The organism is Salipiger mangrovisoli (assembly GCF_015223355.1).
Lineage (GTDB): Bacteria > Pseudomonadota > Alphaproteobacteria > Rhodobacterales > Rhodobacteraceae > Salipiger > Salipiger mangrovisoli.
Genome location: NZ_JADFFK010000021.1, coordinates 23,814 through 36,119, shown reverse-complemented (window position 1 = coordinate 36,119; position 12,306 = coordinate 23,814). Strand labels below are relative to the sequence as shown.

Below are 12,306 nucleotides of genomic sequence, written 5' to 3'. Positions count from 1 at the left end.
GGTGCCGGGGCAGGGCGCGGACATGAAAAAGGCCCGCCCGGATCGCTCCGGGCGGGCCTTGCTGTCTCTTCACCCGGGCGGTCAGCCCAGCTCGGCGAGGCGCGCCAGCGCCTCCTTAAGCTTGGATTCCTCTTCCTCGCGGGCGGCGAGGTTGTCGCGGGTTTCCTGGACGACCTCTTCCGGTGCGCTCTCGGCGAACTTGGGGTTCTTCAGGCGACCGCGCAGACCGCCGAGTTCCTTGCCAAGCTTCTGCAGCGCCTTCTCGAGGCGGGCTTTTTCTTCCTCGACGTCGATGATCCCCGCCAGCGGCAGGCCAAAGGTGCCGCCGCTCAGCGCCAGCGCCGCGGTGCCCTTGGGCATTTCCTCGACCTCGGTCAGATCCTCGATCCGCGCGTAGCGCTTCACGAAGGCCTCGTTGGTGGCATAGGCGGCGCGCGCCTCGGGGCTGAGGCCCTTGACCACGCAGGGCACGTAGGCGCCGGCGGGCACGTGCATCTGCGCACGGGCCGAGCGGATCGCCTCGATCATCCGGATCACCCAGTTCAGCTCGGCGTCGGCCTGCGCGTCGACCATCTCGGCTGCGGCGTAGGTCGGCCAGTTGGCGTGGATCAGCATCTTCGGCCGTGCGCGCTGCGCCCAGAGTTCCTCGGTGACGAAGGGCATGATCGGGTGCAGCAGGATCAGGCACTGGTCGAAGGCCCAGGCGTAGGTGGCGCGGGTCTCGGCCTTGGCGGCCTCGTCCTCGCCGTGGAACACCGGCTTGGTGAACTCGAGGTACCAGTCGCAGAAGGTGCCCCAGACGAAGCCGTAGAGCGCCTGCGCCGCGTCGTTGAAGCGGTAGTCGGCCAGCGCCGCGTCCACCGCCTCGCGGGTCTTGGCGACCTCGCCCTTGATCCAGCGGTTGAGCGGCAGGGTGGCCTCGGGCACGGCATCGCTATGGGCCAGCTCGAACACGCCGTTCATCTGCGCGTAGGAGGCGGCGTTCCACAGCTTGGTGCCGAAGTTGCGGTAGCCGGCGATGCGCTGCATGTCGAGCTTCAGCACGCCGCCGAGCGAGGCCATGGCGGCATTGGTGAAGCGCAGCGCGTCGGCGCCGTACTCGTCGATGATCTCGAGCGGGTCGACGACGTTGCCGAGCGACTTCGACATCTTCTTGCCCTTGGCGTCGCGCACGAGCCCGTGGAGGTAGACGTACTTGAAGGGGATCTCGTCCACGACCGCGAGCTGCATCATCATCATCCGGGCGACCCAGAAGAACAGGATGTCCTGCCCGGTGACCAGCACCGAGGTCGGGAAGTACTTGCCGAGCTCCGGGGTCTGTTCGGGCCAACCAAGCGTGCCGATCGGCCAGAGACCCGAGGAGAACCACGTGTCGAGCACGTCGGGATCGCGGAACACCGGAATCGCCTGCGCGCGGTGGCGCTGGTCGACGCCGGAAAAATCCGTGCCCTGCGACAGCAGGTCGGCGAGGTGATCCTCGGCGGCGGCGGCATCCTCGACGATCAGGAACTCGGCATCCTCGCCGAAGACCGCCTTCATCTGCGCGATCGCCTCATCTTCCGAGGCGGCGCAGAACGAGCGCCATTCATCGCCCATGCCCGGCGTGTGCCAGACCGGGATCTGGTGGCCCCACCAGAGCTGGCGCGAGATGCACCAGGGCTCGATGTTCTCGAGCCAGTGGTAATAGGTCTTCTCGCCGCTCTCGGGCATGATCCGCACGCGGCCCTCGCGCACGGCGTCGAGCGCCGGGCCGACGATCTGCGCGGTGTCGACGAACCACTGGTCGTTGAGCATCGGCTCGATCACCACCTTCGAGCGGTCGCCGAAGGGCTGCATGATCGGCTTGGCCTCGACCAGCGGCACCCATTGTGCCGGCTCGTCCAGCGCCTCGCCGCCTTCCTCGGGGGCGGGCGGTGCCTTTGCCGCCGCCGCGCCGAGGCGCGGGTCGGTGGGTTCGGTCATCACCGCGAGACCCTCGGCGGTGATCTCGGCGATCACGGCTTCACGCGCCTCGAAACGGTCCAGCCCGCGCAGGTGGTCGGGGACGAGGTTCAGCTTGTCGGCCTCGTGCTCGTCCAGCGACAGCTCGCCGCGCGCCACCTTCTGCGCAAGCGCCGCGGCCTCGGCATGGGGCAGGCCGTCGTCGCGCATGCGCGCGCGGGTGTCCATCAGCCGGTAGCAGGGGATGCCGCCGCGCTTGGCGACGCCGTAGTCGTTGAAGTCATGCGCGCCGGTGATCTTCACCGCGCCCGAGCCGAAGGTCGGATCGGGGTATTCGTCCACGATGATCGGGATCAGGCGGCGGTGCTCCTTGGGGCCCACGGGGATCTCGCAGAGCTTGCCGACGATCGGGGCGTAGCGTTCATCGGACGGGTGCACCGCGACCGCGCCGTCACCGAGCATGGTCTCGGGGCGGGTGGTGGCGATGGAGATATAGTCGCGCTCTTCGGTGAAGAGCACGGTGCCGTCCGCGTCCTTCTCGACGTAGGTATAGGTCTCGCCGCCCGCGAGCGGGTACTTGAAGTGCCACATGTGGCCCGGCACCTCGATGTTCTCGACCTCGAGGTCGGAGATCGCGGTCTCGAAATGCGGGTCCCAGTTCACCAGCCGCTTGCCGCGGTAGATCAGGCCCTTCTCGTACATGTCGACGAAGACCTTGATCACCGCGTCGTGGAAGTTGCCTTCCTCGCCGGCCGGGGCGCCTTCGGCGCCGGACATGGTGAAGGCGTTGCGCGACCAGTCGCAGGAGGCGCCGAGGCGCTTCAACTGGTTGATGATCGTGCCGCCGGACTGCTGCTTCCACTCCCAGACCTTCTCGAGGAAGGCCTCGCGGCCCATCTCGCGGCGGGTGGCGTTGTTCTTGTCCTTGGCCAGCTCGCGCTCGACGACCATCTGCGTGGCGATGCCCGCGTGGTCCTGTCCCGGCTGCCAGAGCGTGTCGAAGCCGCGCATCCGGTGCCAGCGCACGAGGATGTCCTGAAGGGTGTTGTTGAACGCGTGGCCCATGTGCAGCGAGCCGGTCACGTTCGGCGGCGGGATCATGATGCAGAAGCTTTCATCGCGCGAGGCGTTGGCCCCGGCCTTGAAGGCTCCGCTGTCTTCCCACGCCTTGTAGATGCGTGCCTCGGCCTCGGCCGCGTTGAAGGTCTTTTCCATCGCCATGGCTGCGTTCCCATGCCTGCTTGTGCTGTTGTCCGGACCCTCCTATCGAAAGCCTCGGCAAAGGGAAAGCGCCCCGTGCGCGGGGGACTTGTCTTCGGATCCCGGGCAGGGTGGCGGGGCGCGGCCGGTCAGGCGGCCGCCTGTGCGCAGAGCTCCTCGAACCAGCCGCGGTCATCCTCGTAACCGAGCTGGAACAGGATGTCGTGCAGCACCGGGAAGCGGGTGAACTGGTCGATGATGCGCGCCCGATGTTCGGGGCGCGCCCATTTGCGCTCGCGCCGCTGCTCGACCGGGCGCACGCCGTTGAGTGACCACGCGAGGGTTCCGGGGATGCTGGCGGTGTGGAAATCGCTGAACTTGCCGTCGAAGCGCAGATCTAGCCCCTCGCCAAGCATCTGCTGAACCGCCTCGGGATCGGAGACGAGGTCTTCGTATTTCAGGAAGAACACGCCCTGCGGGAACAGGCCGGAGGCGCTGATCTGCAGGATCATCTTGTGGTTCGCCAGCAGCCCCGGATCGGTGAACTGCGGTGGTCGGTTGCCGGGCACGAAGTAGCAATGGTCGGCACCGATGAAATAGTCGTCGGGCACCGCCACGTGACGGCTGATCAGCGTGTCGCGGGGATCGCGCAGGGTGATCACCAGATCGATGCGCTTGCGCCCACGGTTGAGCTGCATCAGCCGCGGCACGTCAAAGACATCCTTGGGCCGCTTGGTGCACTGGTTGCCGGGCTGTTCGAGGAGGCGCGCGGCGGGGAGCTCCTGCTCGTAGAGCGCGAAGTCCTGCAGCGTATGGCGCAGCATGTTGTAGAACATCGTGCTTCCCGAGCGGGGATAGCCGGTGACGATCAGATGTCTTTCCATGTCCTGTTTCCCGTGGCCTGACAGCGCTCCCCCTTCATATTGCGGGGGCGCGTTTCAGCAGGTTTAACGCGGTCGGCTCGGGGGGACTTCAGCGGAGGTCTCGACGCTGAAAAGAAAAAAAACGGCGGTGCCAGGGAGGAGGAGAGGCACCGCCGTTCCGTGTCACGAAAGCCCGAGGAGGAGGAGAAGAGGGGCTTCCGATCCGGTCGGACCCGCGCGGGTCCTATGTAGGGTGCGGCGGTCTCAGGGAGGAGGAGAGAGACCGCCGCTGCATCGTTGCCCCAGGGAGGAGGAGAGGGGCTCCGAAACGCTGGGGCGCACCATCTTGGCCAGCCCCGGTATCTGGTGCGGCGATCTCAGGGAGGAGGAGAGAGATCGCCGCTGTATCGAGGCCCCAGGGAGGAGGAGAGGGGCTGTCGATGTCTGGACCTTGCGGCCCGGTGTCTTTGCGGCGGTGACCTCAGGGAGGAGGAGAGAGGTCACCGCCCAAACGAACCGGCTCAGGGAGGAGGAGAGAGCCGGGACGTGTTCGAAATCTTACGCCTCGTAGGCGGCCTGATAGGCGATCCGGCGGATCATCGAGCGGTGCAGCCCGAGGTCGCTCAGTTCGCGGTTGCTCAACGCGGCCAGCTCGCTGAAGGTCTGCTTGTAGAGCCGGCGGCGAGCCAGAGCAGTGCGGAGGCGCTCGACGAGTCCTTCGGAGCGGCCTGCGATGCGGGTGGTGTCGGTTGCGTATGCCATGTGCGTCTGTGCCCGTGTGGCTGGATGGTTGCGTCTGTCTTTCGTTGCACCATAGATGGGCCAGTTGCTGCGGCTGCACAATCCCGGCTCGGTTCAATGCCGCTATGCGCGAAACGCATGGGACAAAGCGCTTTGGATTGCGCAATTCTGCGGGGCCGCGCCCAAGATTTGGGCGCGATGAGGACGCGGTTTGCGCGTGGCGCAAGATGACGAAAGGGCAATATGCGCCCAGGGAAAGGAAGTGACCATGACCCAATTGTCCGACGCTATCACCGGGCTGCTTGAAAGCTTCGACCTGCCGGGCGGGGGCACCCTTCTGTCTCGCGATATGATTCGCGCGATGCGCGTCGAGGGCGGCAGGGTAAGCTTCGTGATCGAGGCGCCGAGCCCCGAGATCGCCCGCCAGATGGAGGGTTTCCGCGCCGTGGTCGAGGCGCGCATCGCCGAATTGCCGGGGGTGAGCTCGGCCTCGGTGGTGCTCTCGGCCCCGACCCAGACGCCGAAGGCCCCCTCGCTGAAGATCGGCGGACACGCGCAACCGCAGCAGGGGCGGATGATCCCGCCGGGGGTGAAGAAGCTGATTGCCATCGGCTCCGGCAAGGGCGGGGTTGGAAAGTCGACGGTCTCGTCGAACCTCGCGGTTGCGCTGGCGCGCGCCGGCAGAAAGGTGGGGCTGCTCGACGCCGACATCCACGGCCCCTCGCAGCCGCGCATGTTCGGCGTCTCAAAGCGCCCGGCGTCGCCCGACGGCAAAAGCATCATCCCGCTTTCGGCGCATGGGGTCACCCTGATGTCGATCGGCTTCATGCTGCCCGAGGACAAGGCGGTGGTCTGGCGCGGCCCGATGCTGATGGGGGCCTTGCAGCAGATGCTGATGCAGGTCGAATGGGGCGAGCTCGACGTTCTGCTCATCGACCTGCCGCCGGGCACCGGCGACGTGCAGCTCTCGCTTGGCCAGAAATCCGAGGTCGACGGCGCCATCGTGGTCTCCACCCCGCAGGACGTCGCGCTGATCGATGCCAAGAAGGCACTCGACGCCTTCGCCACGCTGAAGGTGCCGGTGCTGGGGATGATCGAGAACATGTCGGTCTTCGTCTGCCCCGGCTGCGGTCTCGAAAGCCACATCTTCGGCCATGGCGGCGTCGCGACCGAGGCCGAACGGCTGAACCTGCCCGTGCTGGCGCAGCTGCCGATCGATCTCGACACCCGCCTTGCCGGCGACGGCGGCGCGCCGGTCGCGCTGGGAGAGGGGCCCATGGCGCAGGCCTATGCAAAGCTTGCGCGGGAGTTGATCGAAAGCGGCGCCGTCTGACCGCGCCGGCGGACCGCAGGGGAGGGCAAGCCCCTCCCTTCTTCTCTTTCCAAATACGCCGGGGGAGTCCGCCTCAGCGGACGGGGGCGGAGCCCCCTCTTGCAGACTGCGCGTTTGCGGCACGCCGGGGCAGACTGCGTGCCGCAGGCACGCTGGAGCAGAGCCCGCATCGCTCCGCGGGCGTCAGCCCGCCTTGCGCATCTGCAGGAGCAAATCGAGCACCAGCGCGGCCGGATCGACGTTCACCGCCCGCGCGTGGCGGGCGCGCTCGCCGGCCTCCTGCGCGAGCTGCGCCCAGGCCCGTCCGGCGGCGGGGCCGGGGGCGAGGCGCATCAGCGTTTCGGCCTCTTGCGGGGCGGCCTCGATGCGCGGCGGAGCGCCGCTGACCCCGGCGCGGGCAAGCCGCGCCATGAGCCGGTCGGTGAGCGTCAGCACCAAGTCGAGCCGCGCCTCCTGGCCGCGCCCGGCGGCGCTTTCGCCAAGCGCGATGGCGCGCGGCCGGTCGAGCCGGGGCAGCGTGCCTGCAAGCGAGACCAGATCGGCATAGAGCTTCAGCCCGTCCAGCGTCAGCAGCCGCAGCGCCTCGCCTACCGATCCGGCGGAAAGCTCGGCCAGCGCCGCGGCTTCCTGCGGGGCCACCTGCGCCCCGGCCTGATCGAGCGCGCGCGCCATGTCCTCGGGTCCCAGCGGCGAGAGCCGCAGCTCGCGGCAGCGCGAGCGGATCGTCGGCAAGAGGCGCGAGGGCTGGTGGCTGACCATCAGCAGCACGGTATTGGCGGGCGGCTCTTCCAGCAGCTTGAGGATGGCGTTGGCGGCGTTGGGGTTCATCTCGTCGGCGCTGTCGATGATCACCACGCGCCGCCCGCCGTCGGCGGAGGAGAGCGAGAAGAAGCGTTTCAGCGCGCGGACCTCCTCAACGGTGATCACGGAACGCAGCTTCTTGGTCTTCGCATCCCAACCACGGCGCAGCAGGTGCAGCCGCGGTTCCGAGAGCGCGTGCACGCGGTGCGCCACCGGGTGCTCGGGGTCGATGCGCAGGTCGGTCGGCGGCGGCGGCGCGCCGAACAGGCCTCCGTCCTCCGCGGGGGTGGCGAGCAGGAAGCGCGCGATCGTCCAGGCCAGCGTTGCCTTGCCAAGCCCGCGCGGCCCGGTGATCAGCCATCCATGGTGCAGCCGACCGGAATTGAAGGCCGCGAGGAAATCCTCCTGCGCCCGGTCCTGGCCGTAGATCGAGAAGGTCTCTCGCGGGTGCGGCGCGCCCTCGATCCGGTCGGCCTCGGGGATCTCCTCCTCGACGCTCATGCCGGGCAGCGCTCCGCGAGCCGGGCGCGGATGTCGGCGGCCACATCGTCCTGCGGCCGGTTGCCATCGATCACGATGAAGCGCTCGGGAAACTCCTCGGCCAGCGCGAGGTATCCCGCGCGCATGCGCTCCTGCAGCGCCACGCCGAAGTCTTCGAAGCGCTCTTCGTCGGTGGCGCGGGCCTTGGCGCGGGCAAGTCCTGCCGCCGGGTCCATGTCGATGAGGAAGGTCAGGTCAGGCTCTGTGCCGATCATCAGCGCGTGCAGCGCATCCACCTTGTCCCGCAGGTCGCCGCGCGACAGGCCCTGGTACATCCGGCTGCTGTCGGCGAAGCGGTCGCAGATCACCATCTTTCCCTCGGCGAGGGCAGGGCGGATCAGCCGCTCGAGGTGGTCGCGACGGGCCGCGGTGAAGAGCAGCAGCTCGGTCTCGGCGGACCAGCGGTCGGGATCCCCCTGCAGCACCAGCGCGCGGATCTCCTCGGCGCCCGGCGAGCCGCCGGGCTCGCGGGTGAGCACGGCGGGGCGTCCCTCGGCGGTCAGTTCGGCGTACAGACGCCGCGCCTGGGTGGACTTGCCCGAACCGTCGATGCCTTCGAAGCTGACGAAGAGGCCCTTCGCCCCCGCCTGGCCGGCTGCCTTGGTCACATGGCCTCCGAGGACGCGGCTGGGGTCTGGAGGCGGCTGATCAGGTTGGTGCTGACCACCATCATGCGCTTGACGAAGCCGCCCGAGGGCACGTCTTCGGCGGCAAAGAGCGGCACGCGGTGCTCGGGCAGGCCCTCGGGGGTGATGATCAACTCGGCAAGCTGCTGCCCGGCGGTGATCGGTGCCTGCAGCGGTCCGGTGTAGACCACCTCGGCGCCGAGCTCGGTGCCCGGCGTCACCGGGATCAGCATCTCGATATCATCCCGCGCCACCAGGCCGACGCTTTCCTGGTTGCCCAGGAAGACCTTTGCACGCGCGACTTCCTTGCCCTTTTCGACCAGCTTGCGCTCGGCGAACTGGCGGAAGGCCCAGTTGACGATGGATTCGCTTTCCTCGGCGCGGGCGCGCTCGCTGTCGAGGCCGGAGATGGCGAAGATGACCCGGCGGTCGCCCTGCTTGGCCGAGCCGACCAGCCCGTAGCCGGCTTCGGCGGTATGGCCGGTCTTCAGCCCGTCGGCGCCGATGTCGAGGCGCAGCAGCGGGTTGCGGTTGCTGACGTTCTGCGGCGCGCGGCCGTCGAACTCGAAGCGGCGCTCCGAGAAGATCGGGTAGAACTCGGGAAAGTCCTCGATGATGTGGCGTGCGAGAAGCGTCAGGTCGCGCATCGACATGACATGCCCCTGTGCCGGCCAGCCCGAGGCGTTGGCGAAGCTCGAATTGGTCATTCCGAGCTGCTGCGCGCGGCGCGTCATCAGGTCGGCAAAGCCTGCCTCGGTGCCATTCGGCGAAAGCGCCTCGGCGATCACCGCGCAGGCGTCATTGCCCGACAGCACGATGATGCCGCGCAGCAGGTCCTCGACCTTCACCCGGTCGGTGGTGTCGAGGAACATGGTCGAGCCGCCGTAGGACATGGCGTGCTCGGACACCGGCAGTTCCTCTTCAAGCTTGAGGCGGCCGTCGCGGATCGCCTCGAAGGCCATGTACAGCGTCATCAGCTTGGACATGGAGGCAGGAGGCACAGCCTTGTCGGCGTCCTTGGCGAGCAGCACGGTGCCGGTGGTGTAATCCAGCACAAAGGCCGCGCGGGCGCTGGTGTCGAACGCCTGCGCGCCGGTGGCGAGCAACGCCGCGGCGGCCGCGCCAGCCAGCAGGCGGCGCAGGGACAGGCTCGAAAGGGGGCTTTTCGGGCGGCGCATGGGCGGCTCCTCTCTAGGGCTCGGGGTCAGTTCTTCACGGCGTAGGCGTCCGAGAATCCGGCGCCCTTGATCTTGGTCAGCAGCGCATCGAGCTCGGCCTTGTCGGCGGCGGGGCCGACGAGCACGCGCCAGAAGGTCTTGCCCGAGCTGCTTTGTTTCTTGACGGTCGGCACCATTCCGGTCTGGCGCATCGCGGTGGCGGTGTTCTCGGCGTTCTGCTCGACGCTGAAGATGCCGATCTGAACGTAGGGCCGCGCCAGCGAAGAGGCCTGTGTCGGTGCGGGCGCCGCGGGCTTGGCCGCGGGAGCGGCAGCCGGGGCCGGGTTGGCCGGGGTGGCCTCGATCGCCGCGGCGGCAGATGCGGTCACCGGCTCGAGCGTGCTTTCCTCGACGCCGGGCGCTGCGGAAAGCGTTGCCGCCTCGACGCCCGCGGGGCCGGTGCCCTCCTCGGGTTCGGCGGGGCCTTCCTCGCGGCGCAGGGCGACCACGTTGAGATTCACCGGCTCGCCGGCCAGCATGCCGATGGCTGCGGCGGCATCCGACGAGACCTGCAGGCGCGGGCCGGGGCTCATGCGTTCGCGGCGGAACAGCGCGCCGATGACGAACTGGCCGGTCTTCTCGTTGCGGATGATCACGCGTTCGGGCTCCGAGACGTCGGGATGTGCGACCCAGACCCCGCCCAGTGACGGGCGACCGTCCCAGAGGCCGGCCTCGGTGGTCTGGAAGACCTCGGGCGCCTCGATGTCGCGCTCCGCCGTCGCGGCCCCGCGCGAGGTTGCGGCCCCGCCCGAGCCGGACGTCCCTTTGCCCTTCATGAAGCCGGGCATCTGTGCCTCGCTGCATGCGCCAAGCGCGAGCGTCGCAAGGATCGCCACCACTGCGCCCCCTGCCGCCCCGTTTGCGAACACGGGCCGCTTTCCTGTCGATTTGGTCATAGTGCCCCCTGTAGTCCCGCCTGCCGGTGGCGTCTGTCGCGCCTTGCCGGATGTCCCTTCTGCCGGAGTGTCGAGGTCCGGCCTGCTGCTGTCGGACGCGCCGTGTCCAGTGCCGTGGCGAGGGCAGGAGGGTCTTCCCCGATGCGCCGGCCTCGACTTCGCTAAGGAGGGTCGAGCGGATCGGACGACTGCGCTGCCGTCGCTTTGGACGCGGACCGGAACGTCCCGGTTTTCGCGGGATCCTAACGGGTGGCGCAGACCAAGAAAAGCCATCAAAGCCGTGATCGGCGGATTTTCCCGGAAAGCCTGTTCTAGAATCGCGGGAAGCAGGCTAGGTCGGGCGCACCGGAGGTTTGGCAGAGTGGTCGAATGCGGCGGTCTTGAAAACCGTTGGGCCTTTGCGGGTCCCGTGGGTTCGAATCCCACAGCCTCCGCCATTTATTATTTCAGTTTATTGATAGATGGCCAGTTTTTCGCCGCTGCTGGCGGCCGGCCGCACACTCGGCCCGACACGGCGAAACCGCGAAACCTCGCCTGAGAACCAACGTTATCCCGATGCATCTGGAAACATATCGAGACCATCTGCGAAGGGCGTAGGTCTGGGTAAAGTCTGTCGACGGTTTCTCCGCGCGACGTTTGCTGTCCTGACCCGGGTGCCTTGACCACGGAGGAGAGCGCGCGGCTGGCGCGCGGCGGATGTTTTCGATCCGCCGAGGATGGGCGTTCGGGGGTCAGACCTCTCGCCGCGAGGGTGCGCACGCGACCCGCGGGAACCGGCGGACAAAGGCGCGGAATCCCTGGAAATATCGGCGTGTTGGAATTCGACCGGCGGCCGGAGATTTTCAGGAACAAAGTACGGCGCGACGGGTTTGTGCAGCGGATCGTCCGGCCGGTCGGATCATAGCGACCAAGGTCGCGGCAGGGTGCCGAAGGCGCCCGGTGTCCGCATGATTTCTCCTGACAGGGCCAATCCCGATGACATTTCCAAGAAGCGCTGCTGCTCCGTCGCGTTGCCTGCCGTTTTTGCTGGCGGGTGGCCAGGGGTCCCGCCTGTTCGAACTGACGAGCCGGGTCTGCAAGCCGGCACTCAGCTTCGGCTCTTTCGAGGGCCGCATCGTCGACTTCGTGCTGTCCGCGACGGTCCGTGCCGGGTTCGAGAACCTCTTCGTTGCAACGCAATACCGGCCGGACGGTCTTTGTCGTCACCTTGATCGCAACTGGGCGCATAACTTTGCCAGGGGAGTCTCGATCCGTGACGGCGCGGCCCTGAGCGCTCACGGATATCGCGGCACGGCCGATGCGGTGCGCGCGAATATCACGTCGCTCGATGCCTTCGGGCCGCGAGAAATCATGATCCTCTCCGGCGATCACGTGCTTGACATCGATCTCGCGGCCCTTCTTCAGCATCACCGCTCCCAAGAATGTCCGGTCACTGTTGCGGCGACATCGGTGCCGCTGTCGACGGCGGGCGATTTCGGGATTTTTGATCTCGATGCCGGGGGTCGTCTTTCGGGCTTCGTCGAGAAGCCTGCGCATCCGACGCCAATGGCCGATGACCCCGGCCGCGCGCTGGCGTCGACGGGCATCTATGTGTTCGACTGGATCTGGCTGAAGGCCGCGCTGCGCGCCGGCGCCGGTCCGGCGGCTGCGCGCGATGACTTCGGCCAGGACATCTTGCCGATGGCGCTGCAGGAGAAGGCGCTTTGCGTGTATCGCCTGCCCGAGGGGGACGAGGGCCGGGGCGCCTACTGGCGGGACGTCGGCACGCTGGACGCCTACCGTCTCGCGCAGCTGGATTTCGACGCGGCCGAGACGCCGGTTGCGCTGCCGAAGACCATGCGGCGCCCGGTGACCCAGTCTGTCGACAGTTTCTCTGAGGGGACGGTGTACCTGCCGGGCAGCAGGGCCGGTCGGCGGAGCCAGATTCGCAATGCCATCGTCGGACCGGGTGTCCAGCTGCCGGTGGGGTTCCGCGCCGGTTTCGACGAGGAGGAAGATGCCCGCTGGTTCCGCCGAAGCGCTGGCGGCACGCTGCTCATCACCGCCGAGATGATGGCGCGGCGAGAGACCACTTTGCGAAAGGCTCCAACGCGTCCACTCTTCCGCCAACGACCCCGGATGACCTCTCTCTCGCCCATGGAAGGCTGA

9 protein-coding genes and 1 tRNA gene are annotated in these 12,306 nt (G+C 67.9%); 3 read left to right on the top strand and 7 right to left on the bottom strand.

Translation table 11 applies throughout. From position 1 onward, the window contains the following. Positions 1-81 precede the first annotated feature (81 nt). From IQ782_RS22750 to IQ782_RS22740, 3 genes are all read right to left on the bottom strand, one after another. Entirely contained in the window at positions 82-3,162 is a 3,081-nt protein-coding gene (locus IQ782_RS22750; RefSeq protein ID WP_194136969.1) for a valine--tRNA ligase, read from the bottom strand. 128 nt (positions 3,163-3,290) lie between these two features. After that, entirely contained in the window at positions 3,291-4,025 is a 735-nt protein-coding gene (locus IQ782_RS22745) for a sulfotransferase family protein (protein WP_194136968.1), read from the bottom strand. A gap of 537 nt (positions 4,026-4,562) precedes the next feature. Continuing rightward, positions 4,563-4,766, bottom strand: a complete 204-nt coding sequence (locus IQ782_RS22740) for a DUF1127 domain-containing protein (protein ID WP_194136967.1) — start codon at positions 4,764-4,766, stop codon at positions 4,563-4,565. A 247-nt stretch (positions 4,767-5,013) separates the two neighbouring features. Here IQ782_RS22740 and IQ782_RS22735 point away from each other — a divergent pair, with 247 nt between their 5' ends. Continuing rightward, positions 5,014-6,078 carry an Mrp/NBP35 family ATP-binding protein gene (locus tag IQ782_RS22735; RefSeq protein WP_194136966.1) on the top strand — a complete coding sequence of 355 codons (1,065 nt, stop codon included), beginning with the start codon at positions 5,014-5,016 and terminating at the stop codon, positions 6,076-6,078. Between the two features lie 183 nt (positions 6,079-6,261). Here the strand turns inward: IQ782_RS22735 and IQ782_RS22730 are convergent, their stop codons facing one another. The 4 genes from IQ782_RS22730 to IQ782_RS22715 are packed head-to-tail and all read right to left on the bottom strand — an operon-like array spanning position 6,262 to position 10,158. Next, positions 6,262-7,380: a DNA polymerase III subunit delta' gene (locus IQ782_RS22730; RefSeq protein ID WP_194136965.1), complete on the bottom strand. Its 1,119-nt coding sequence runs from the start codon at positions 7,378-7,380 to the stop codon at positions 6,262-6,264. Further along, complete coding sequence (gene tmk / locus IQ782_RS22725; protein ID WP_194136964.1) at positions 7,377-8,027, bottom strand: dTMP kinase; 651 nt, start codon at positions 8,025-8,027, stop codon at positions 7,377-7,379. Before tmk ends, IQ782_RS22730 begins: the two co-directional genes overlap by 4 nt. After that, a complete protein-coding gene (locus tag IQ782_RS22720) occupies positions 8,024-9,223 on the bottom strand; it encodes a D-alanyl-D-alanine carboxypeptidase family protein (protein ID WP_194136963.1) in 1,200 nt (399 codons plus the stop codon). The genes tmk and IQ782_RS22720 overlap by 4 nt, the downstream gene beginning before the upstream one ends. Positions 9,224-9,249: 26 nt before the next feature. Continuing rightward, entirely contained in the window at positions 9,250-10,158 is a 909-nt protein-coding gene (locus tag IQ782_RS22715; protein WP_194136962.1) for an SPOR domain-containing protein, read from the bottom strand. A 347-nt stretch (positions 10,159-10,505) separates the two neighbouring features. Here IQ782_RS22715 and IQ782_RS22710 point away from each other — a divergent pair. Together IQ782_RS22710 and IQ782_RS22705 are read left to right on the top strand one after the other, a co-directional pair. After that, positions 10,506-10,595, top strand: a tRNA-Ser gene (locus IQ782_RS22710). A 538-nt stretch (positions 10,596-11,133) separates the two neighbouring features. Further along, on the top strand, positions 11,134-12,306 hold the full coding sequence (locus tag IQ782_RS22705) for a sugar phosphate nucleotidyltransferase (RefSeq protein ID WP_194136961.1): 1,173 nt from the start codon (positions 11,134-11,136) through the stop codon (positions 12,304-12,306).